Origin of the sequence: Sphingobium sp. DEHP117 (genome assembly GCF_030867385.1) — a bacterium.
Taxonomy (GTDB): Bacteria; Pseudomonadota; Alphaproteobacteria; order Sphingomonadales; family Sphingomonadaceae; genus Sphingobium.
Map to the genome: position 1 here is coordinate 459290 of NZ_JAPFBJ010000001.1, position 20909 is coordinate 480198.

22 protein-coding genes are annotated in these 20909 nt (G+C 61.6%); 13 read left to right on the forward strand and 9 right to left on the reverse strand.

Annotated features, from left to right (window positions below):
- The first annotated feature begins 20 nt into the window (after window positions 1-20).
- Window positions 21-947 carry a LysR substrate-binding domain-containing protein gene (locus tag OOT33_RS02275; protein ID WP_307748353.1) on the forward strand — a complete coding sequence of 309 codons (927 nt, stop codon included), beginning with the start codon at window positions 21-23 and terminating at the stop codon, window positions 945-947.
- Here the strand turns inward: OOT33_RS02275 and OOT33_RS02280 are convergent.
- Genes OOT33_RS02280 through OOT33_RS02290 form a run of 3 tightly spaced genes read right to left on the reverse strand, consistent with a single transcriptional unit; the run spans window position 897 to window position 3675 of the window.
- The gene (locus tag OOT33_RS02280) at window positions 897-1610 is read right to left on the reverse strand and encodes a redoxin family protein (RefSeq protein WP_307748354.1); all 714 of its coding nucleotides are present in this window, start codon (window positions 1608-1610) and stop codon (window positions 897-899) included. The genes OOT33_RS02275 and OOT33_RS02280 overlap by 51 nt on opposite strands.
- Window positions 1611-1665: 55 nt before the next feature.
- The gene (locus tag OOT33_RS02285) at window positions 1666-2808 is read right to left on the reverse strand and encodes a patatin-like phospholipase family protein (RefSeq protein WP_307748355.1); all 1143 of its coding nucleotides are present in this window, start codon (window positions 2806-2808) and stop codon (window positions 1666-1668) included.
- Window positions 2809-2841: 33 nt separating this feature from the next.
- Window positions 2842-3675 (reverse strand): 3-hydroxybutyrate dehydrogenase, encoded by an 834-nt coding sequence (locus OOT33_RS02290; protein WP_307748356.1) that lies wholly within the window; start codon window positions 3673-3675, stop codon window positions 2842-2844.
- A gap of 251 nt (window positions 3676-3926) precedes the next feature.
- Here OOT33_RS02290 and OOT33_RS02295 point away from each other — a divergent pair, with 251 nt between their 5' ends.
- From OOT33_RS02295 to OOT33_RS02330, 8 genes are all read left to right on the forward strand, one after another.
- Window positions 3927-4373 (forward strand): cupin domain-containing protein, encoded by a 447-nt coding sequence (locus OOT33_RS02295; protein ID WP_307748357.1) that lies wholly within the window; start codon window positions 3927-3929, stop codon window positions 4371-4373.
- A 100-nt stretch (window positions 4374-4473) separates the two neighbouring features.
- Window positions 4474-4752: a DUF2282 domain-containing protein gene (locus OOT33_RS02300; protein ID WP_307748358.1), complete on the forward strand. Its 279-nt coding sequence runs from the start codon at window positions 4474-4476 to the stop codon at window positions 4750-4752.
- A gap of 3 nt (window positions 4753-4755) precedes the next feature.
- On the forward strand, window positions 4756-5595 hold the full coding sequence (locus OOT33_RS02305) for a DUF692 family multinuclear iron-containing protein (RefSeq protein ID WP_307748359.1): 840 nt from the start codon (window positions 4756-4758) through the stop codon (window positions 5593-5595).
- On the forward strand, window positions 5588-6325 hold the full coding sequence (locus OOT33_RS02310) for a putative DNA-binding domain-containing protein (protein WP_307748360.1): 738 nt from the start codon (window positions 5588-5590) through the stop codon (window positions 6323-6325). The genes OOT33_RS02305 and OOT33_RS02310 overlap by 8 nt, the downstream gene beginning before the upstream one ends.
- Window positions 6325-6783 (forward strand): DoxX family membrane protein, encoded by a 459-nt coding sequence (locus OOT33_RS02315; RefSeq protein WP_307748361.1) that lies wholly within the window; start codon window positions 6325-6327, stop codon window positions 6781-6783. The genes OOT33_RS02310 and OOT33_RS02315 overlap by 1 nt, the downstream gene beginning before the upstream one ends.
- A 201-nt stretch (window positions 6784-6984) precedes the next feature.
- Window positions 6985-7758, forward strand: coding sequence for a TIM barrel protein (locus OOT33_RS02320; RefSeq protein WP_307748362.1), 774 nt, complete (start codon window positions 6985-6987; stop codon window positions 7756-7758).
- A gap of 41 nt (window positions 7759-7799) precedes the next feature.
- A complete protein-coding gene (locus OOT33_RS02325; RefSeq protein ID WP_307748363.1) occupies window positions 7800-8756 on the forward strand; it encodes a TIM barrel protein in 957 nt (318 codons plus the stop codon).
- Window positions 8757-8775: 19 nt separating this feature from the next.
- Complete coding sequence (locus OOT33_RS02330; protein ID WP_307748364.1) at window positions 8776-9699, forward strand: TIM barrel protein; 924 nt, start codon at window positions 8776-8778, stop codon at window positions 9697-9699.
- 100 nt (window positions 9700-9799) lie between these two features.
- On the opposite strand, the gene OOT33_RS02335 is transcribed toward OOT33_RS02330, so the two are convergent.
- From OOT33_RS02335 to OOT33_RS02350, 4 genes are read right to left on the reverse strand one after another with little or no spacing between them, the layout of a single operon-like run.
- The gene (locus OOT33_RS02335) at window positions 9800-10573 is read right to left on the reverse strand and encodes a TIM barrel protein (protein WP_307748365.1); all 774 of its coding nucleotides are present in this window, start codon (window positions 10571-10573) and stop codon (window positions 9800-9802) included.
- Between the two features lie 32 nt (window positions 10574-10605).
- Window positions 10606-11919: a xylose isomerase gene (gene xylA / locus OOT33_RS02340; RefSeq protein ID WP_307748366.1), complete on the reverse strand. Its 1314-nt coding sequence runs from the start codon at window positions 11917-11919 to the stop codon at window positions 10606-10608.
- A gap of 11 nt (window positions 11920-11930) precedes the next feature.
- Window positions 11931-13370: a xylulokinase gene (xylB, locus tag OOT33_RS02345; protein ID WP_307748367.1), complete on the reverse strand. Its 1440-nt coding sequence runs from the start codon at window positions 13368-13370 to the stop codon at window positions 11931-11933.
- A gap of 8 nt (window positions 13371-13378) precedes the next feature.
- Window positions 13379-15007, reverse strand: coding sequence for a GMC family oxidoreductase N-terminal domain-containing protein (locus tag OOT33_RS02350; RefSeq protein WP_307748368.1), 1629 nt, complete (start codon window positions 15005-15007; stop codon window positions 13379-13381).
- 114 nt (window positions 15008-15121) lie between these two features.
- Between OOT33_RS02350 and OOT33_RS02355 the strand changes: the two genes are divergently transcribed.
- Both OOT33_RS02355 and OOT33_RS02360 read left to right on the forward strand, forming a co-directional pair.
- Complete coding sequence (locus OOT33_RS02355; RefSeq protein ID WP_307748369.1) at window positions 15122-15502, forward strand: DUF6379 domain-containing protein; 381 nt, start codon at window positions 15122-15124, stop codon at window positions 15500-15502.
- Window positions 15503-15524: 22 nt separating this feature from the next.
- Window positions 15525-16520, forward strand: coding sequence for a sugar phosphate isomerase/epimerase (locus OOT33_RS02360; RefSeq protein WP_307748370.1), 996 nt, complete (start codon window positions 15525-15527; stop codon window positions 16518-16520).
- 24 nt (window positions 16521-16544) lie between these two features.
- On the opposite strand, the gene OOT33_RS02365 is transcribed toward OOT33_RS02360, so the two are convergent.
- Both OOT33_RS02365 and OOT33_RS02370 read right to left on the reverse strand, forming a co-directional pair.
- Window positions 16545-17225 (reverse strand): TetR family transcriptional regulator, encoded by a 681-nt coding sequence (locus OOT33_RS02365; protein WP_307748371.1) that lies wholly within the window; start codon window positions 17223-17225, stop codon window positions 16545-16547.
- Window positions 17226-17346: 121 nt separating this feature from the next.
- Window positions 17347-18540, reverse strand: coding sequence for an MFS transporter (locus tag OOT33_RS02370; protein WP_307748372.1), 1194 nt, complete (start codon window positions 18538-18540; stop codon window positions 17347-17349).
- Window positions 18541-18659: 119 nt separating this feature from the next.
- On the opposite strand from OOT33_RS02370, the gene OOT33_RS02375 reads away from it, so the two are divergent.
- Both OOT33_RS02375 and OOT33_RS02380 read left to right on the forward strand, forming a co-directional pair.
- On the forward strand, window positions 18660-19775 hold the full coding sequence (locus OOT33_RS02375; protein ID WP_307748373.1) for a Gfo/Idh/MocA family oxidoreductase: 1116 nt from the start codon (window positions 18660-18662) through the stop codon (window positions 19773-19775).
- 11 nt (window positions 19776-19786) lie between these two features.
- Window positions 19787-20842 carry a TIM barrel protein gene (locus OOT33_RS02380; RefSeq protein WP_307748374.1) on the forward strand — a complete coding sequence of 352 codons (1056 nt, stop codon included), beginning with the start codon at window positions 19787-19789 and terminating at the stop codon, window positions 20840-20842.
- Window positions 20843-20909: the final 67 nt, after the last annotated feature.

Consider the following 20909-nt stretch of genomic DNA (forward strand, 5'->3'; position numbering starts at 1 on the left):
ATGCCGGTGGGGGTGCTGCCATGGAGATGCAACAGGTCCGATATTTCATCGCGGTTGCGAAAACGCTGAACTTCACCCGCGCAGCGGAGCAGTGCAACGTCACCCAGCCAGCGCTCACTCGCGCCATCAAGCAGCTTGAGGACGAACTGGGCGGCGAGTTGATCCGCCGCGAAGGCCGCCTCAGCCACCTGACCGATCTGGGCGCGCGAATGCTGCCGCTCCTTACCCAGTGTTATGAAAGCGCGATCAGCGCAAAGTCGCTCGCGGCGCAGGTGCGCAAGGGCGATGTCGCATGCCTCTCCATCGGCGTGTCGCGCACGCTGGATCTCGATCTTCTGATCGAGCCATTGGCGGAAATGCACCGCAGCTTCCCCGGCCTGCAACTCAAGCTCCGGCGCGGAACCGGCGCGCAGATCGGCGAGTGGCTCAAGAATGGGGATGTCGAAATCGCGCTGGGTGGGCAGATCGGCGAAAGCTGGGATCGGCTGGAGGCCTGGCCGATGTTCACCGAGGCTTTCAACTTCGTCGTGGCGAACGACCATGAGCTTGCGATGCGCAACGATCTGGAGCTGGACGTGGAGCTGGTGAAGGACCTGCGCTTCCTCGTCCATGCCGATGCTGATCCGGCGGAGCTGAATCGCGCGCGGCTGGATGCGGCCGGCATCAATCTGGACCTTGCGCATGAGGTGGACTCGATCCGTGATCTGGAGGCGCTGGTCGCAGCGCGGCTTGGCGTTGCGATACTTCCGGCAAGCGCGATGAAGGCACAGCGGGTCCGCCATCTGAGGTATCCGGCGCTGGATCAGCGGCGTACCGTGGCGGTGTATAGTGTCGCGGGTCGCGCGCGTTCGCGCGAGGCGAGCGCGCTGCTCAATCTGGTGCGTGCCGCCGACTGGTCAGGCCTTTCCACCCTTCCCGAGAAGATCGAGCGATTTCAGAACGTCTGACGGTTCCATCCGCCGCCGATAGTCCGGGTCGACGTGGCGCGCGACGATGGTTCCGCCCATGTCGACCACGAACACCGCCGGTACAGGCAGCAGCCACCCGGTTCCGCCCTGATAGTGCGGCACGTCCCAGCCTGCGCTTTCGATCAGCGATGCCATGAACTCATCGACCAAAATGGCGAGATTGATGGACAGCGTATAGCCACCTCCGACATCGCTGAGGAACGGAAACTTCGCGCCGGCTTCTGCCCGTAACGTTCGGGTATATTGCCGTGTCTCCTGCGTGATCGCGACGATCCTTGCTGGCGCAATCTTGTCCTGAATCTCGGCCATGCCGACCATGTTGAGGCGGCAATAGGGACACCAGTGGCCGCGATAGAAGGCGATGATGAGCGGCGCTTCGGCCAGCAGCTCGTCCATGTTCACCAGCCTGCCGTCCTGATCGGGCAGGGTGAAGGGCGGCATGCGGTCACCCACCTGCGGCGCACTGTGCCCCGCCTGAGCAGCTTCCAGCCGCCCGACAAAATCGTCGACAGCATCCGCAAACTCAGGGCTTTGTTCGCGCACCTTGTCGGCGATGGCTTTCAGCCGCGCGGCGAGGGGAGTGTCCATGTCACGCACCTGCTGAAACGTCTCTTCGAGCGCAGCTACCAGCGGATGTGTCATGCCGTTTCTCCCCGATCCCGCTCATAGCACAGCGATTTGCCGCTTCCATTGCGATTTATTCCGCCGCAAGCGGCTGATCCACCAGCTCGCCACCACATGCTTCATGCAGGATGAAGCCTTCGAGCGGATCGAAATCCCCCCGCCATGGCGCCTGGTTCAGCGTGTCCATCGTATGCCGGTATCCCGCCTGCCAGCGCTGGGCGATGCCATCGGGGCTGAAGTCGATATCCTTGGCGTGATCCTCATAATCCAGCGCGGGCGCGAGCAGACGGATGACGTGCATCCGCGTGGTGCAGCCATAGCTGGCCAGCTCGGTGAGGCGATTGTCGGCGGGATGCGCGGCTGCGAACTCCTCCGCCAGCTCGGCAATGATGTGGCGCAGCTTGTGGAGCTGCCGTTGCCGCTCGATATGCGCGGCTGCGCGCGAGCTGTATTGCAGGTCCTTCTGCCGGTTCATCACCTGCCAGATCGTCTCCGGCTCCGGTCCGTGCGGGTTCCACAGATGCACCGAGAAAACGACGCTGCTGCGGCGCTTGGGATCGTCGAACACCGTCTCCACCGGTGTGTTGGAAAGAATGCCTCCGTCCCAGAACAGGTCCTCGCCGATGCGCACCGCAGGGAAGGCCGGAGGCAACGCTCCCGAGGCGAGGATGTGCCGCACGTCGATCGCCGTGTCGCGGCTATCGAAATAGGTCATCTCGGCGGTTCGGACATTTGCCGCGCCGACGGTGAGGCGCATCGGGCCGTTGTTGATCTGATCGAAGTCGACGAGAGTCTTGAGCGTCTCGCTAAGCGGCGCGACCGAATAATATCCGGCGCCATCGCTGCCCAGCGGCGCATGGGGGCTGAAGAAGGCTGACGGGCGCGGCTGGAAGAATGCCGGTATGCCGGTGGTAATCGCCATCATGTTGCGCGCGGCGGAGGTGAACCAGTTGGGCAGTGGCACGCCCATGAACTTGTCCGTCTCCACCCGCTTCCAAAAGTCGCGCAGCCGCTCCATGCGTTCTGCATAGGGCGCACCGGCAATGATGCTCGCGTTGATGGCGCCGATCGAGGTGCCGACAACCCAGTCAGGCTCGATCCCGGCCTCGTGCAGCGCCTGATAGACGCCGACCTGATATGCCCCGAGCGCGCCGCCGCCCTGAAAAACCAGAACGATCTGGCCAAGGCGGGAAAGTTCATCCTGCAAGTTCGACATGTCTCTCTCCTGTTGTTGGGATGGCAAGGATTTTCACTGCGCCGTCCAGCCGCCATCGACTGCGATCGTCGTGCCGGTGATCGAGGCTGCGTGCGGACCGCACAGGAACGCGGCGATGCCGCACAGTTCCTCCACGGTGGTGAAGCGCTTACTCGGCTGTGCAGCGAGCAGCACATCGCTGATCACCGCCTCGCGGCTGATCCCTCGCGCTCTTGCCGTATCGTCGATCTGCTTTTCGACCAGCGGGGTCCAGACATAGCCGGGGCAGATGGCGTTGCAGGTGATGCCCAGGCGGGCCGTTTCGAGCGCGACCGTTTTGGTGAGGCCGATCAGCCCATGCTTCGCCGAGACATAGGCGCTCTTGTAGGGCGAGGCGATCAGGCCATGCACCGAGGCTAGGTTGATGATGCAGCCTGCGCCTTGCGCCTTCATATGGGGCAGGGCGGCGCGGATCGTGTGGAATGCGGCCGAGAGGTTGAGCGCGATGATCGCATCCCATCGCTCCGGCGGAAACTCCTCTACGGGACTGACATGCTGGATACCCGCATTGTTCACGAGAATGTCGATGCGGCCGTGGTTGGCGATGGTGTTTTCCACCAGCGCGGCCGCGCCTGCGGGGTCAAGCAGATTGGCGCCGTCATAGTCGACCTCTCGGCCGAAGCGGCGCAGCTCCGCGCAGGTCTGCTCGATCTCGTCCATCCGGCCGAGGCCATTGACAACAATATGCGCGCCCGCCTCCGCCAGCGCCTGGGCGATGCCAAGGCCGATCCCGCTGGTGGAACCGGTTACGAGCGCGACCTTGTTGGTCAGCGGGCGAACCGCAGCTTGCAGGCTTTGAGTATCGGATGTGGCTGATATGACGGTCATGACTGCGTTCCCTGAAAGAGCGATAAAGCTCGGTAGTGCGGCCATGATGCCCGCGCGGCAGGTGCAGCTGAAATGCCTTTAGATTCGGGTTTCCATGCGTTTCCGTTATGCGCGGCGCATCACCATGCGCTTTCGCTATGGATTTGATGCGGACATGCAATTGGGCAGGCCAGGCCCATCCCTCTAGCTTTGAACAGGTCGGAACAGCCCCCGCTGCCCGCACGGTTTCACAGCTTCAGGAAGGACCTGACATGACCCATTCTCGCAAACTTGCCGCGCTTGGCCTCGCCGCCGTCGCGGTCTTTTCTACCCCGGCATTCGCCGGTGATTGCCCCCAGGGCCAGGAAAAGGCGAACCCGCTCGCCAATGCCGCCACGATGCCGAAGGACGTGACTGATACGGTCATCGGCTCGATCGACCTCGGCAAGGAGATCGGCGTTGAAGGGCGCCAGTTGCGCACCCGCCGCCTCGTCATCCAGCCCGGCGGTATCGTGCCCATGCACAGCCACGCCGATCGTCCCGCCCTCATCTACACCGTGAGCGGCACGGTCACAGAGCATCGCAGCACCTGCGGCGTGCCGATCGTCCACAAGGCCGGCGACATCTCGCGCGAGGCAGAGGGCATTTCCCACTGGTGGCAAAACGAAGGCAAGGAGCCTGTCGTGCTGCTCTCTTCAGACGTGTTCCACGGCCAGTAATATTCGACGGTCCCACCCCGACCTGTCGACGTGGCGCTCTCCCCGGCCCCCAAGAGAGCGCCACCCCCCCCCCATCACCCACTGTAGAAGGAGAAGACCCATGAAGACCATCGTGACATCCAGCATCGGAGCCGTGCTTGCGGCATCGCTCGCCAGCGCGGCGCATGCCGGGCCAGCCAAGCCGCAGCCCAATATGGACAAGTGCTACGGCATCTCGCTCGCGGGCAAAAATGACTGCGCCGCCGGCGCGGGCACCAGCTGTGCCGGGACCAGCCACGCCAACTATCAGGGCAATGCCTGGAAATATGTGGCCAAGGGCACCTGCGAGAAGATCAAGACGCCCAAGGGCTTCGGCTCGCTGACGCCGAAGAAGGGCTGAACCATGAGCACGGGTCCGACCGCCGGAATCGCGCTCAAGGTGCAGCATTTCGAGGAGGCGCTCGCTTCCCCGGCGGCGGGCCTGTGGTTCGAGGTCCATGCCGAGAACTATATGGTCGAGGGCGGACCGCGCCTTGCGATGCTGGAGGAAATCCGGCGGGCGCGGCCGCTCTCGCTCCATGGCGTCGGCATGTCGCTAGCCAGCGACGAACTGCCCGATCCCGATCATCTTGCGGCCCTCAAGCGCCTCGTCGACCGGTTCGAGCCGTTCCTCGTTTCCGAGCATCTTGCATGGTCGCGGCTGGGCGCACGCTGCATGCCTGACCTGCTGCCCTTTCCCCGCACGGGCGAAGCGTTGCGCCATATCGTGCGCAATATCGACCATGTGCAGAGCGTGCTGGGTCGCCGGATCCTCATCGAGAATCCCTCCCACTACATGCGCCTTGCCGGGCATGACTGGGCCGAGCAGGATTTTCTGCGCGAGCTCGTGCGCCGAACGGGATGCGGCCTGCTGCTCGATCTCAACAATGTCGCGGTGAGCGCACATAATCTCGGCTTCGACGCCGCTCGCTGGCTCGAGGATTTTCCCTCTGATGCCGTTGGCGAAATCCATCTCGCAGGTTCGAGCGAGGATGTCGCGCTCGATCTGCTGATCGACAGCCATGACAGCCCGGTCGCCGCCGACGTGTGGACCTTGCATCGCGCCTTCATCCAAAGCCACGGCCCGCGCCCCACGCTGATCGAGCGTGACGCGCTGGTGCCCGATTTCCGCACGCTGATGGCCGAGCGCCTTCAGGCGGAGCGCCACATCGATGAACATATGAAGGAGATGGAACATGCCTGAACTGCGCGCTTTCCAACATCATTTCGTCACCGCGATCGACAGTGGCGCCGCGCTGCCGCTCTCGCCGCTCGCTATCTATCGCAACACGTCGCTTGCAGGAGCATGCCAGGCGCTGGCGGACAACTTCCCCGTCGTACGCGAGCTGGTGGGAGAGGCGCTGTTCGAGGCCCTGGCGGTCGATCATGCCCGTGAATGCCCGCCCACGTCGCCGGTGCTCGCTCTCTACGGCGCGGAATTCGCAATGTGGCTCGCGCGCCAGCCAATTGCTGCCGAAATCACCTATATTGCTGACGTTGCGCGGTGCGAACGCATGCATATCGAGGCGCTATTTGCTGCCGATGCCCCAGCCTTGACCATCTCCGACATAGCATTGATCGCTGGCGACCGGCTGGCTGCACTGCGCCTCAAGCCGCACCCAGCCACCCGCATCGACTGGCTGGCGACCCCCGCCATGCCGATCTGGCTCGCGCATCAGGATGATGTCACCGAAGAAATCGTCATAGAATGGGAGCCCGGCGGCGCGCTGTTCGCCCGCCCGCGCAACCACGTGCTTGCGCGTGTCCTCACCCGCCCGGCGCACCGCCTGCTTTCCGGCCTGCGCATGGGCGAGACGCTGGGCGAGGCGGCAGAAAGCGCCCGCTCGCTTTACCCCGAAACCGATATCGGCGCGGAGTTCGCGCAGCTCGTTGAAACCGGCGCGTTCGTCGCCATGCCTGAAAGGATGATCTGATGAGAGCCGTTCAAAAAACAGTGCCTGCCGGCGGACTCTATGACAGGGTAGTCGCTCTTGCCGAACGCCTGCTTCCCCCCTCGCTGCTGCTGCTCGTGGCGCGTCTTGGCATTGCCGCCATCTTCTTCCTTTCGGGTCGCACCAAGGTCGAAGGCCTGTTTACCCTGACCGACAGCACCTTTTACCTGTTCGAAACCGATTATGCGCTGCCGCTGCTGCCGCCTGTCGTTGCGGCCTATCTCGCCACAATCGCCGAGCATGTGTTTTCGATCCTGCTGGTACTCGGTCTTCTTACCCGCGCTTCGGCGGCAGCTTTGCTGGGCATGACCCTTGTGATCCAGATTTTCGTCTACCCAGACGCCTGGCCGACGCATCTGAGCTGGGCTGGCCTCATGCTGCCGCTGATTGCCTATGGCGGGGGCAGATGGTCCGTGGATAAGGCGATAGGTCTCAAATGATCGTCAAAGCAGAAGCATGGCATTCAAAAGGCACAAGCCGGGGGAGCTTATCGGCAAGCTGCGTGACACGGAGATCGTGCGGCCAACCGAGCTTGACACGCGCCCCAAAAATGGCGAAGGGACGGCATAAAATAGCGGGGTTGATCTCGCCAGGCAAATGGGCGCATGCGCTGCGGGGCCGTAGAATGGGAATGGGATCCTATGTCTGCGAGCTACCGACTTTCTTCTTGTATCGAATGGCAATTTACTGAAGCGGGCGAGCTCGATGACCGTCTGCGCGCCGCAAAAGCGGGCGGCTTCGACCTAGCCGAATTTCATTTATGGCGTGACAAGCCGATTGATGCGCTGGCGCAGGCACTGACCGAAACCGGCATGAAGCTGACCGGCGTCTGCGTCGACCCGCGCCGTTCGATCGTCGATCCCGTCGAGCGCGACGAGATGATCAACGCCGTGCGCGAAACAATCGCTGCGACGGCCAAGCTGGGTAAACCGGACCTCATCATCGCCTCAGGCTTCCGGGTGGAAGGAATGAGCGAGGAAGATCACTTCGCCAATGCCGTCGTCGCCCTGCGCGCCGCCGCCGATGATGCGGAAAAGGCGGGCGTCACCCTGCTGCTCGAGCCTCTCAACACCCGATTGTTTTCGGCCATGTACCTGGTCAGCACAAAGCTGGGCCTCGATCTAGTCGAGGCGGTGGGCAGCCCCAACCTGCGCCTGCTGTATGACGTGTGGCACAGCGCGGTGATGGGTGAGGACATGGCCGAAGTGCTTGCGGGCCGCGCACATCTCGTTGCCCATGTACAGGTCGCCGACATGGATGACCGCAACGAACCCGGTACCGGTAGCCTCGACTGGGCAAGGATCAGGCAATCGCTGGACGACCTCGGCTATTCCGGGGCAATCGGGCTGGAATACTTCCCGACCCTGCCGATGGATCAATCGCTCGCTCTGACCCGGCAAGAGCTGGGCTGCTGACAGCTCTATCGCGCGGAATGGGTAGAAGAATAGGAACTGTCATGAAAACCGAAAAGATCGCGATCAGCCTCGACCTGATCAACCGCCACAACCAGGAACCCAACCGTAACCGCTACGAAAGTCGGTATTTCTGGGAAGAGCTCTATCGGCTGATCGCCGCTGCGGGATTTTCGGCGATCGAAATCCCCTATGAGCCGGTATGGCAGTTCGGCGGCCGCAGCGGCGTGCCGATGAACCGCTACTGCGTGAACACCAAATACGGTGATGCCGCCGGATACCTTGCCCAATTGCAGGCCAGCGGGATCGACCGGGTAGCAGGGGTCACCTTCGATCCCAACCTGTTCATGCGCAACGACAGCCTCGATTTCTATTTCGGAGCAAGCGGCCACTTTGCTGGCGAGGGGCTGGACCACGCGGCGGATCTGGGTGCGGACTATTTCGCCATCAGCCCGTCCCCCTTCCATGGCCGGGTCGCGCAGTATCACCCGGATCTGACGGACAAGATGGAGACCTTCACGACGCGCACGGTCGAACTGCTTTCCGGCCTCGCTGCCAAGGCGGAAGCCCGCGGTGTGTCGCTCGTGCTGCGCAGCGAATACTGGAGCCTGTTCGGGGGTAAGCGCCTCGCCCCGTTCTACGATGCACTTCCCGCCAGCATCAAGCTTGATGTAGATACCGCGAACCTGTTCGTGAGCGGTATTTCGGCCCCGGATTTCATCGCAGCGCATTCCGGCAGGATCGGCTGCGTCCACCTCACCGACACCGATTTCGTCGATACGGGGGAAGTCTGGAAGACACCGAACCCGGAGCATCCCAGTGGCAGAGCGACACAGGTTTTCCGCGATCCGGGGTCGGGATCGGTCAACCTGGCGCAGATCGTGAGGCAGCTCGACAGTCTGGGCTATGAGGGTCCCGTCACTGCCAGTGCCCGCCAGACACGTGATCCCTTCCGCGCCGTGCTGCGTACGCGCGCTCTGCTGAACCAAATCACGAAATAGATCTGACGGAGATTCCGCGATGCCCAACATCCGCTATGCCAACATGTGCCACTGGAAGACGATCCCCTATCGGAAGATCGAGAATTTCCGGGAGTTCTACTATGAGGACAATACCAACTCGGCCTACTATTCCGATTGGGACAAGATCCTCAAATATCAGTCCGCGCTGGGCTTCGAGGGGATCGAGATCGCGCCCTGGGATCTGGCCGACATTCTGCCGCTGTTCGGCTCGCCAGAATCTTTCACGGCCTTTGCGAAGGAGCGAGGGGTGGAGGTTATCGGGATGTTCCACGGCGCCCACGCCAGCCACGATGCCGGACATTTCGACGAAGCCGTTCGCGCGGGCCGGGAGGCGGTTGACACCATCGTGCGCTTCGGTGGAACTTACATGAATACCTGCCCGACACAGAACTACTTCGGCACCGGACCGCTCAGCCGCGAGGAAGTGCAGCAGTGTGCCAAGGTGATGAACGAGATCGGCCGCTATGCCACGGACCGCGGGGTGAAGATCGGCCTGCATAACGAATTCTTCTGCGCCATCAACCTTTCGAACCACCGCGAACTGATCGAATCCACCGATCCAAAGCTGGTCCATTATTGCATCGACACAGCGCAGATCTCGATCATGGGCGAGGACCTGCTGACCTTCTACAACGATTATCACGACCGGATCAGTACGTTCCACCTGAAGGACACCGCTTCGTCGAAGCTGCCAGACAGCGTTCGCTTTTCGCAGGACCCCGAGATCACCGACGATGGCACGCGCTGGTTCTGGGAGCCGGGCATGGGCGAACTTGACCTCAAGGGCCTTTATAGCCTGCTGAAGCAGCACGGATTCAAGGGCTGGATGTCGATAGAGTATGACGGCTCTCCCGACCTGCTTGCCTCGATGGCGCTGACCCGCTATTTCCTCGATAATGAATTGCGGCCGATCTACGATTAGGCTCAGATCATGGTGTGATTCGAAGTAAGAGCCTGATTGACGCCTTTGATTGAACGCCTGCGGCGCTTCAATCAAAGGCAATCAGGCTCTATTGCTTGAGTCAGTTCACGAGCTTGCTGAACCACTTTAGCGCGTCGCCGGTCGGCGCCAGTGTGGGGCTGCATTCGATCCCGATAGGACCGGTATATCCCACAGAGTGCAGAAGGTTGAGGGCGGCCTCCCAGTCGATTTTGCCGGACCCTGGCTCTCCTCGGCCCGGCGCGTCGGCGACCTGTACATGTTCCAGCAGGTGCGCGACTGCGGGAAGCACCTCGGCTGGATCCTCGGCCTCGGTTACCGAGTGATACAGGTCATAGAGCAGGCGAACGCGCGGCGAGTTGACCATCTCGATCACCGCCACGGCGTCCTCCGTGTGGCTGAACAGCACACCGGGGTGATCGACCCGGGTGTTGACCGGCTCGAGCATGATCGTGACACCAAAGCGCTCGGCGATGGGCACGATCGAGCTGACAGCCTGCGCGACCGTGGCGAGCTGGACGGGGCGCTTCTGGTAGGGAACACCGGGACCCGAAGCGACGACGACCCGGCGGCAGCCAAGGAAAACGGCATCTTCGCAGGTTTTCTGAAAGATTGCGCGAAATTGCTCATGCGTGCTGGGGTCGACCAGCAAGGTGCGCGGATCGTTGACCATGCTGATCAGCTCCACGCCATGATTGGCAAGAGCTTGCTTTGCCGCGTCGGCATCGCGGCCTGCCATTGAGAATATCTCGACCTTGCGAAAGCCGTCTGCTGCTGCGGCAGCGATGCGGTCCTCAATCCGTTCCCCCGCTTCCTGATACATATACTCAAGATTTACGGAAAGTTCGTAGGCCATCGGTGTTCCTTTTGTCTGTGTGGCCGGTGCCGTCAGAAGCGGTTGATGAGGTTTTCGCACCATTCCTGGCGGCCGGAGCGTGCCTCGGGTTCGTGGTTGGCGGCGACGGCGTGGTCGGCAACCTGAGCCAGTGACGTGCCGTCGGCATGGATCATCCGGCCGAGCTCCCCCTGCCAGCCCGCATACCGATCGACGCGGAACCGTTCCAGCTGCCCGTCCTCGATGATGGCGGCCGCACGCAGCAGCGCACGGGCGATTGTGTCGACACCGCCGATATGGCCATGGAACAGGTCTGCCGCGTCGATCGACTGGCGGCGCACCTTGGCATCGAAATTGAAGCCGCCGTTGCCGAGACCCCCGGCGCGCAACACTTCGAGCATCGCCAGCGTCAGTTCCTCAACCGAGTTCGGAAACTGATCGGTATCCCACCCGTTCTGCGGGTCTCCGCGATTGGCATCGATCGATCCGAGAATACCGAGCGCGCGTGCCATTGCGATTTCGTGCTCGAACGTGTGGCCCGAGAGCGTGGCGTGATTCGCCTCGATGTTCACCTTGACCTCATTCTCCAGCCCGAAGCGTTTGAGGAAGGCGTAGACGGTCTGGGTGTCGAAATCATATTGATGCTTGGTCGGTTCATGCGGCTTGGGCTCGATCAGGATCGTGCCGGTAAAGCCGATGCGGTGCTTGTGATCGACGACGAGGTTCAGGAACCGGCCGAAATTCCGCTGCTCGACCCCGATCTCGGTGTTGAGGATGCTGTCATAGCCCTCGCGGCCACCCCACAGCACGTAATTTGCTCCACCCAGACGATGGGTAGCCTCCAGCGCATCGCGCACCTGGCTCGCCGCCCAGGCGAAAACTTCAGGGTCGGGGTTGGTGGCAGCGCCTGCCATGTAGCGCGGGTGCCCGAACAGGTTTGCCGTGCCCCAGAGCAACCGGCGGCCATGCTTGCCCTGCAGCTCTTCCAGATGATCGACAGCCTCGGCGAAGCTCTGGCGGAACTCGCCGATTGTCTCGGCGTCAGCCATCACGTCGACGTCATGAAAGCAGTAGAACGGCAGATCGAGTTTCTCGACGAAGGCAAGCGCCGCCTCACGCTTTTGCGCGGCGCGTACCCGATCGTTCGGCCCCGCGTGCCATGGGCGGGAAAAGGTGCCTGCGCCGAAGACGTCGCTGCCCGGCCAGCAGAAGCTGTGCCACATGCACACGGCGAACCGCAGATGATCCTCCATGCGCTTGCCCATGACGAGGCGATCCTTGTCGTACCACCGATAGGCAAGGTCGTTGGTGCTGTCCGGTCCTTCATATTTGACCGTGGCGAATGGTGCGAAATAGTCGGCAGACATTGGCTTTCCTCTCACAAAGTCTTGAGCGCGGGGTAAGCGCGGCGGTATTTCTCTCGTTTGTGGCTGAGTCGTTCCGCCAGCAGGAGATCGGGTTCGATGACATCGGTAACAGCGGGCGCGCCACATGCGTCTGACACAGCCGCACCGGTGACCGCGATCTGGGCAAGGCGCGCCGCGCCAAGCGCCGGGCCGACCTCGCCGCCGTCCAGATAAGCGAGCTTGACGCCGAGCGCGGCGGCGATGATCCGCCCCCAGTGCCTAGAGCGGGCGCCGCCGCCGATCACCGACACTTGTTCCACCCGCGTTCCAGCATTGCGAAGCGCGGCGAGGCCATCGGCCAAGGCAAAGGCCACGCCCTCCAGCATGGCAGTGGCGATACGGCCGGGATCGCTGTCCGCATCGAGACCGAGCAACGCGCCCCGCACATGCGGATCATTGTGTGGCGTGCGTTCGCCCGAAAGATAAGGCAGGAATATCTCCGGCCCTGTCCCGGGACCTGCCGTCTCAGCCAGCTTGAGAAAGGCGAGTACATCTACTCCCACCAACCGTGCCCCCCAGTCGAGGCAGGACGCGGCCGACAAATGGACGCTCATCTGATGCCACATGCCGGGGAGGCAGTGGCAGAAAGCATGAACAGCTTCCGCCGGGTTCGGGCGGAAAGCGTCGTTCGCTACGAAGATCACGCCCGATGTTCCGAGGGACAGCAGCGCATCCCCGTCCGCTATCACGCCAATACCGGCGGCCCCGGCGGCATTGTCGCCGGCTCCCGCCGCGACCGGAACACGCGCCATTCCCCAGCGGGCCGCGATGTCTGAGCGGAGGACGCCGGTCGCCTCGGTCCCTTCATAAAGCCGCGGCATGTGCGAGCGGGAAAGGCCGGTCGCGGCGAGCAGCGCATCGGACCAGTCGCGCGCGGCGACATCGAGCCACAAAGTCCCCGCGCTGTCGGACATGTCGGACGCTTTGTCGCCGGTCAGAACAAGCCGCACATAATCCTTGGGCAGGAGCACGCTGCGCACGCGGGCGAACAGGGCAGCCTCATGACGGCGTACCCAGGCGAGCTTGGGCGCGGTGAAACCAGGCATTGCGAGATTACCCGCAACCCTGTGCAGGGCAGGTTCGGCGGCTTCCAGCTCGGCACACTCGGCATAGGACCGACCGTCATTCCACAGGATAGCGGGACGCAGCACCTCATCCGCTGCGCCAAGGAGAGTGGCGCCGTGCATTTGGCCGGCAAGGCCAATGCCTTGCACTCGAGATCGCAGTTCCGCCGGGAGGGCAAGCACGGCCGCTTCGGTTGCCGCGATCCAGGCGGCGGGATCCTGCTCGGACCACAAGGGCTGCGGACGCGAGACGGAGAGCGGCGCCGTGGCCTGCGCGGCCAGTTTGCCGTCGGCAGATATGAGGATCGCCTTGACGCCAGAGGTGCCAATGTCGATTCCGAGAAACATAACAATACCTATGCGCGTGCGTCGTCGAGAATGAGTTCTGCGGCGCGTTCTGCCACAGCCATTGCCGGACCATTGGTATTGCCGGAAACCGGGGTTGGCATGATGGAGCAGTCGACCACGCGCAGGCCACCGACGCCATGAACCCGGCAACGGGCATCGGTAACCGAGTTGGTTTCATCCGTGCCCATCGCGCAGGTGCCGGTGCCATGGAGGCCGCCTTCGACCATCTTGGCAAGTTCCGAACCAATCGCTTCGTCGTCCGTCACACTTGCGCCGGGCATACGCTCTGCCCCGATAAAGGGCTTGAGCGGATCAGACGTGGCGATCGCGCGGAACAGCTTGAAGAGCTCGATAGCTTTCGCCCGGTCATAGGGGTCGGACCAGATGGCTGCATCGACAAGTGGCGGCTGGCGGAAGTCAGGCGAGGTGAGGGTGATCGACCCCCGGCTCTTTGGCCGCAGATGATAGCCCGAAAAAGTCAGTCCGGGGTTGGGGGTCAGCGGGCTGCCAGGCTTTTCCGCCATCTCGTTGACGGTGCGCATAGCGAATGGGGCGGCGGCGACCTGAAAGTCGGGCCACAGCGGATCGACACCTTTGCTCGCAACCAGACCCGTGAGTGGCATGCCGACCCGGGCAAGATGGCCGGTTCCCGTCAGGAAATATTGCAGCGCGTTGCGGTAGAGCCGCCAGCCGAAAAACTCGCGGTTGGTACCCGGATGATTGGTGAGGTCAAACGACACGCCGAACTTCTGATGATCTGCAAGCTGCTGCCCGACTGCGGCCAGTTCCTTGACCACATCGATGCCCAATACCTGCAAGGCCGCACCGGGGCCGATGCCCGAAAGCTGGAGAAGTTGCGGCGAGCCGTACACACCAGCCGAGAGGATCACTTCGTGATCGGCGCGGAAGGTTCGTTCCTCCCCATGTGCCTCACACAAGACGCCAGTCGCGCGTCCGCTTTCGATGATCACCCGCTTTACGGCGGTATGGGTGGCTATCGTAAGGTTCGGGCGCCCCCGGATCGGCATGATGAAAGCCTTGTAGCTGCTTTCCCGCACGCCCTTTCGGTCTACCGTGTACTGGCTCCGCCCGACGCCGCTGGAAAAAGGCGCGGTGATATCATCGAGCCAAGGCATTCCTTGCGTGGCAAAGCCTTGGGCAAGGGCGTCAAACACCGGAGACTGATAGGTCGACGCTGTAATTTGCAGTTCGCCGTCAGTGCCTCGGCCCGGATGTGCGCTGGGTTCGCGGTAGTTTTCGAACTTGCGATAGCAGCGCGCGATTTCGTCCCAGCTCCAGCCGACAAGGCCATGATCCGCCCAGCAGTTGAAATCCTGCGGCATTCCGGTGAGATACCATGTTCCGTTGATCGCCGAGGATCCGCCCAGTCCGCGCCCGTAGGTATGGATACCGGGACGCATGCCGGGATGCTGTTTCAACGGAAAGACCCGGAAGTAGGCTGGATTGCCCATGATCTTGACGAAGCCGCCGGCCATCTTGATGAAAGGGTGCTGATTGTCCCCGCCGTCCTCGATGAGGAGTACGCGCGTACGCGGATTTGCGCTCAGGCGATTAGCCAGAACGCAGCCTGCGGAACCGGCCCCCACGATAATGTAATCGAAGTTGCCACTCTCCACGGCTCCTGCTCTCCTGAAATAGAATTGTTGTTCGCATTTTTTGAGCACAGGGGTTGACCTTGTGTCAAGCTCAAATTAGAACTAAATTTCTAATTATGTCAATGGGAGAGTGCGATGTTGCCGGTGGAGCGGATAATTGGCGAGGAAGGTTTGACCTCGGGAGCGGGGGGCCTGCGCCTAGCCATGCGGCTGCCGTGGTACCGGTCTTTGCCATTTTCTACCGTAGAAGTCGGCGGAGTGACTATCGACGGTGAGCCAGTCGATCTTTCCGATGCGCAAGTGGAGCATGATGGCAAAAGCTGGCCGCTAGCAGAGCAGGGCGAGCAGGTCGACACATTCTGGTTCGTACGCGACAGCGCGTTCCTCTTACTGCCAGGTCGCGCCGCAGCTCCGGGGAGTGAGCACGTCGTTTCGCTGACCATCAACGTCAGTCCGCCGTATATCCCGGGCATGACCCGGTCCAACGTGCAAGTCGAAACCCTGCAAGTCGCCTGAGCGAACGAGAGAGGACTCCATCATGGTAACCACGACCGCACCTCAAATCGGTGTTACGCTCTATTCCTTTACCAACGAATGGCTCAGCCGCCAGTTCGATTTTCCCGACCTGATGCGCGAAGTGGCGCGGCGCGGGCTAGGGCCGAACATTGAAATCATCGGCTTCCAGAATTTCAAGGAATTCCCAGACGTTTCGGACGATTTCGCCGCCCGGTTCAAGGATATCGTCGCCGAGACCGGCCTTAATCCGGTATCGTGCGCGATCAATTCCGATCGCTTTCTGCGCCCCGGCCAGCAGCCGATCGACGACGCGTCGCTGGTCGAATATCACAAACGGCAGTTGCGCTCCGCCAAGAAGATGGGCTTCTCGCTGGTGCGCTATCAGTTCGCGCTACCGGTGCATCTGCTTCCCGAAGTCGCGCCCTACGCGGAAGAACTGGACATCCGCATGGGCGTCGAGGTTCATGCCCCGATGTGGGCAGGCCATCCGGCGGTTCAGGCCTATGCCGAGATGTATGACAAGCTCGATACCCCGGTGCTCGGTTGGATTCCCGACTTCGGTGGAACGGCCAGCCGCATTCCCGAATCGATGCTGGACGCGGCGCGCAGGGCAGGGGCGGCGGAGAGCCTGCTGGATCGGCTCAAGTTGGTCTGGCTCGAGCCGGGGATGAGCCATGAAAAGGCCGGCCGTCTGCGGGAATGGGCGCTGGCGCAAGGCCATGCTCCCGCGCACATCCAGGCTGCAAGCCTCGCCTTTTTCATCCTGTCCAACAATGATCCGCTAAGTTGGGCACAGCTGGTCGATCGCACCATTCACATCCATGGGAAATTCTACGGCGTGGACGAAAACCTGGTCGAAGAGGCGATCGACTATGCGGCGATCCTCCCCCTGTTCCGCGATGGCGGATTCACCGGCACGATCGTGTCGGAGTGGGAAGGCCATGCCTACGATACGCGCGATGCATTCGAGCAGGTCTCTCGCCACCAGGCGATGTGCAGGCAAATATTAGCGAGCTGATCCTGCCATGACGGCCGGGGTGCCTCAGTCTGCAGTCAGGTAAGCGAGGCACATCCGGCCCAGTTCCCGTTTCAACATCGTCCAGTCCCGGTTGCCGATGGATTCGCGGGTCGATCCCAGGCCGAGCTGGCGAGCCAGGGTTGAAAATATAACGAAATAGGCGGCGCGCGCGCGCATAGTAGGATCGTCCTGGCCGATTTCCTTGTCATAGGAAAGCATCGCCAGCGTCGATTTCGCTTCCGCTTCCAGCGCAGCCGCCTTGCCGGGCTCTGCTACCAGAGGGTCATATTCGGCGCGCACCATGGCGAGACGGAGCAGCGGCGAATATTCGCTCAATACCGTCGCATAGGCCTCCACGAACTGCGGCACGAAATCGGCCAGCGTCGGGCAGGTGGACGCGAGCTTGGCGATCATCCGGTCCTCGGCCTTCGCCATGTCCTGCATCGTCTCTGCAATGACAGCGCGTACGAGATTGTCCTTGCTCTCGAACCTCAGATAGATTGAGCCGATCGAGACGTTGCCGTGCTTGCTGACTTCGATAAGCGTGAAATCCTCGCTGCTGCGTTCGACCATCAGCGCGCGGGCTGCGGCCAGCATGCGTTGCAGCGAGGCCTTGCTGCGCCCCTGTTGGGGGATGCGGCTTACAGTTTCGACAGTAAATGGTTGAGACTTGGACTTTTTCTGGGCCTTGGGGGAAGTGGTCATACGTAAGACGTTTCTCAAACAGAAATATAGGAACTAGAATTCATCCGGATGCATATCCGTAAATGGCTGTTTCTCATATCCCTTCGCCGCATAATTTCTGGATTTTTGCCGGTTTTCCGCCCTAAAGCGCGTGCGTGTGGCGCGAAAAGACAAGTAGTATCAAGCAGGTTAACAGCCCCGCGACACCGGAAAGGATGAACGCCTGTTGCATGGTTCCAGCCAGCCCGGCGGTGTTCCCAACAATGATAGGGGAGAGCGCCTGACCGAGGAAAAAGGCGCTGGTCCAGACACCCATTCCGCGACCGCGATGTTCGAACGAAAACTTGCCTTGAGCCCAGGCGATGAGCGCGGGAACGGCCATGCCCGCGCCGGTCTGTTGCAGGATCAGCGCAAGCTGCATCTCCAAAATCGTCCTGGCCAGCCCAATGCCGATCAGCCCTGTACCGAGAAGCGCCAGGAAGGTTGCAATCTGCACCGCGTTGGAGAAGCGCGACACAATGCGGAAGACCACTGAGCCCGCCAAAATGAACATTGCGGGCAGGGCGGTCGCCTTGCTGACAGTCATCGGGTCAGTGACGCCGATTTCCTTCCAGGCGATGCTGCCGTTGACGATAAATACATAATACAGGATTGAAACGAAAAGCGTCATGCCTGCAACCACGATGGCAGCGCCTATCGGGAATGGTCCTCCTGCGGCCTGCAGGTCTGCTTTCGCCGGTTCCCTCTCGCGTTTCGGCTCGAACAGGAAGAAATACATCGCCACGAAAATCGGCACCGCGATGAGGTAGACAAGAAAACCGCCGTTCCACCGGACCGAGGCCACCGCAGCGACCAGTATGAACACCAGAGGTTGGAAAAGTGGGCCGACCAACCCCTGCAACATCAGCCAGTTGCGCCTTCCGGCGTCGTCCCAATAGTCGGCAATAAGTGTGTTCACGACAGTGAGGATCCCCGCCTCGCACACCCCCAGCAGAATGCGTGTGGCGATAATCGCGTCGAGATTTTCGAGGAAAAAGGGCGCCGTGCCAACGATTGCATAGAAAAATGTACATAAAAGCAGGAGTTTGCGCCGACCAAATCGGTCAACTGCGAGACCGGCAAAGGGTGCAAGCAGTGCAATGGCATAGCCGGGCGCCGTGACCATCGCCGGTACCTTTATTGCCGCATCAGGTTCGTCCTTGAAATGCTCGATGATGGCGGCGACGACCGGAAACATCGCGATGATCGCAAACACCGGCAGAAAGCCGGCCACGACCATGGTGAAGCCCTGCGGCTTCAGGGTCAGCGATTTATAGAAATGCAGCAGAAAGCGCATTCATCCTCTCCTGTGCGGAGGCGGTCAAAATTCGTCGGCCGCCGCCTTTATGCTTGACGATCATCTAGCTATCAAACTAGAATGAATATTACAAATCAAATTAGCAAAGAGAGGAAGTCATGCGGCGCTTGCGGATGGGCATGATCGGTGGAGGGCCGGGGGCGTTCATTGGCCCCGTACATCGGATTGCGGCCGAAATGGATGGCGAGATTGAGCTGGTTGCTGGTGTTTTCTCCAGCAATCCAGGCCGTAGCCGCCAGGCTGGAGAGGTCTATCGGATCGATCCCGAACGGGCCTATCCCGATCTCGGAACGATGGTCGCGGCAGAAAAGGCGCGGGCCGACGGCATTGATTTCGTCTCGATCGTCAGTCCGAACCACCACCATCTGCCCGCTGCCCGCGTTGCTCTTGGCGCAGGGCTGCCCGTGATCAGCGACAAGCCTGCGACTGCTACCCTGGCCGAGGCGCGGGAGCTTGCCGGTCATGTAGCCACCAGTGGGCTGAGCTATGCGCTGACTCATACCTATTCGGGCTATCCATTGGTACGCGAAGCTAGAGCTCGGGTCCTTGCAGGCGATCTGGGTGCGATCAGGAAAGTGGTAGTCGAGTATCCGCAGGGTTGGCTTGCTGGCGCGGCGGAAGGCAAACAAGCCGAATGGCGCGTCGATCCCGCTCGGTCGGGGCCGGGCGGCTGCATCGGCGATATCGGCACGCACGCTTTTCAGTTGGCCGAATTTGTCTCCGACCTTGAGGTGACTGAAGTTCTCGCGGATCTCGGCATCGTGGTGCCGGGTCGTCTGCTGGATGATGACTGCTCGGTGCTCCTGCGTTTCTCCAACGGCGCGCGCGGTGTATTGCTGGCGAGCCAGATCGAGGTCGGAGAGATGAACGGCCTGCGTATCCGGCTGTACGGCGAAAAGGGCGGGCTGCTGTGGCGGCAGGAGCAGCCCAACACCCTGACCATCCATACGCTCGATGGACGCACGGAGATCGTCCATGCGGGGGGAAGCCAGCTCGGCCCCGACGCCGCTGCGCGGACCCGCACTCCAACCGGCCATCCCGAGGGTTATCTCGAAGCCTTCGCCAACATCTATCGGGATTTCGCCGCCGTGCTGCGGGGTGAAAGCGCACCGCTGCTGCCGGGGATCGAAACCGCTCTGCGCGGGATGACCTTCATTGACACCGCCGTCCGGGCGAGCCGCGAAAATGCCGGCTGGGTCCGGCTTGCCGTCTGAGGAGAGGACATATGAAAACGATCAAGGGTCCGGGCATCTTTCTAGCCCAGTTCGCGGGCGACCAGGCGCCGTTCAACAGTCTGGAAGCCATTGCAGACTGGGTCGCCTCGCTCGGTTACAAGGGCATCCAGATCCCCTCGTGGGATGGGCGATTGTTCGATCTCGAGAAGGCCGCTACCAGTCAGACCTATTGCGAAGAAGTCATCGGAATGCTGGCCAGCAAAGGTCTGGCGATCACGGAGCTGTCCACCCATCTACAGGGCCAGCTGGTTGCCGTGCATCCGGCCTATGATTCGCAGTTCGACGCCTTCGCCCCGGCGCATGTGCATGGCAATCCGCGGGCGCGCCAGGAATGGGCCGTGAACCAGCTCAAATATGCCGCGAAAGCCAGCCGCAACCTGGGACTGACGGCACACGCAACCTTTTCAGGCGCGTTCGCGTGGCCCTATTTCTATCCCTGGCCTGCGCGGCCTGCGGGACTTGTCGAGGATGCATTCGACGAGCTCGCGCGGCGCTGGAAGCCGATATTGGATGTGTTTGACGAGAACGGAGTGGATGCCGCGTTTGAAATTCATCCCGGAGAAGACCTGCACGACGGCACGACCTTCGAGATGTTCCTCGACCGCGTGAACTATCACCCACGCGCGAACATTCTTTATGACCCCAGCCATTTTGTGTTGCAGTGTCTCGATTATCTCCAGTTCATCGACATCTATCATTCGCGTATCAAATGCTTCCACGTGAAGGATGCCGAGTTCCGGCCCAACGGTCGTTCGGGCGTCTATGGCGGCTATCAGTCATGGGTCGATCGCCCGGGTCGCTTCCGTTCGCTCGGTGACGGGCAGGTCGATTTTTCGGCAATCTTCAGCAAGATGGCCGCGAATGATTACGCTGGCTGGGCCGTGCTCGAATGGGAATGCGCGCTGAAACACCCGGAGGACGGTGCGGCGGAAGGGGCGCCCTTCATTGAGCGCCACATCATCCGCGTTACCGAGCATGCCTTCGATGATTTCGCGGCAGGCGGCGCCGATCGCGCGCTCAACGCCCGCCTGATGGGCATTGGCTGAGCGGATCGAGTAGGGGAGGGGCACCGGCAAAGCTGCGGCTCAACGCTCCTCCCATAGTTATGGTGTA

What these genes read in the sequence shown, in the direction of transcription:
- OOT33_RS02370 (WP_307748372.1), bottom strand. Translation starts at nt 18,540, where the DNA reads ATGCGCTTTCTGCTGCATTTCTATAAATCGCTGACCCTGAAGCCGCAG.
- OOT33_RS02280 (WP_307748354.1), bottom strand. Translation starts at nt 1,610, where the DNA reads ATGACACATCCGCTGGTAGCTGCGCTCGAAGAGACGTTTCAGCAGGTG.
- OOT33_RS02375 (WP_307748373.1), top strand. Translation starts at nt 18,660, where the DNA reads ATGCGGCGCTTGCGGATGGGCATGATCGGTGGAGGGCCGGGGGCGTTC.
- OOT33_RS02360 (WP_307748370.1), top strand. Translation starts at nt 15,525, where the DNA reads ATGGTAACCACGACCGCACCTCAAATCGGTGTTACGCTCTATTCCTTT.
- OOT33_RS02315 (WP_307748361.1), top strand. Translation starts at nt 6,325, where the DNA reads ATGAGAGCCGTTCAAAAAACAGTGCCTGCCGGCGGACTCTATGACAGG.
- OOT33_RS02325 (WP_307748363.1), top strand. Translation starts at nt 7,800, where the DNA reads ATGAAAACCGAAAAGATCGCGATCAGCCTCGACCTGATCAACCGCCAC.
- OOT33_RS02305 (WP_307748359.1), top strand. Translation starts at nt 4,756, where the DNA reads ATGAGCACGGGTCCGACCGCCGGAATCGCGCTCAAGGTGCAGCATTTC.
- OOT33_RS02335 (WP_307748365.1), bottom strand. Translation starts at nt 10,573, where the DNA reads ATGGCCTACGAACTTTCCGTAAATCTTGAGTATATGTATCAGGAAGCG.
- OOT33_RS02285 (WP_307748355.1), bottom strand. Translation starts at nt 2,808, where the DNA reads ATGTCGAACTTGCAGGATGAACTTTCCCGCCTTGGCCAGATCGTTCTG.
- xylA (WP_307748366.1), bottom strand. Translation starts at nt 11,919, where the DNA reads ATGTCTGCCGACTATTTCGCACCATTCGCCACGGTCAAATATGAAGGA.
- OOT33_RS02355 (WP_307748369.1), top strand. Translation starts at nt 15,122, where the DNA reads ATGTTGCCGGTGGAGCGGATAATTGGCGAGGAAGGTTTGACCTCGGGA.
- OOT33_RS02275 (WP_307748353.1), top strand. Translation starts at nt 21, where the DNA reads ATGGAGATGCAACAGGTCCGATATTTCATCGCGGTTGCGAAAACGCTG.
- OOT33_RS02320 (WP_307748362.1), top strand. Translation starts at nt 6,985, where the DNA reads ATGTCTGCGAGCTACCGACTTTCTTCTTGTATCGAATGGCAATTTACT.
- OOT33_RS02295 (WP_307748357.1), top strand. Translation starts at nt 3,927, where the DNA reads ATGACCCATTCTCGCAAACTTGCCGCGCTTGGCCTCGCCGCCGTCGCG.
- OOT33_RS02380 (WP_307748374.1), top strand. Translation starts at nt 19,787, where the DNA reads ATGAAAACGATCAAGGGTCCGGGCATCTTTCTAGCCCAGTTCGCGGGC.
- OOT33_RS02300 (WP_307748358.1), top strand. Translation starts at nt 4,474, where the DNA reads ATGAAGACCATCGTGACATCCAGCATCGGAGCCGTGCTTGCGGCATCG.
- OOT33_RS02310 (WP_307748360.1), top strand. Translation starts at nt 5,588, where the DNA reads ATGCCTGAACTGCGCGCTTTCCAACATCATTTCGTCACCGCGATCGAC.
- OOT33_RS02365 (WP_307748371.1), bottom strand. Translation starts at nt 17,225, where the DNA reads ATGACCACTTCCCCCAAGGCCCAGAAAAAGTCCAAGTCTCAACCATTT.
- OOT33_RS02330 (WP_307748364.1), top strand. Translation starts at nt 8,776, where the DNA reads ATGCCCAACATCCGCTATGCCAACATGTGCCACTGGAAGACGATCCCC.
- xylB (WP_307748367.1), bottom strand. Translation starts at nt 13,370, where the DNA reads ATGTTTCTCGGAATCGACATTGGCACCTCTGGCGTCAAGGCGATCCTC.
- OOT33_RS02290 (WP_307748356.1), bottom strand. Translation starts at nt 3,675, where the DNA reads ATGACCGTCATATCAGCCACATCCGATACTCAAAGCCTGCAAGCTGCG.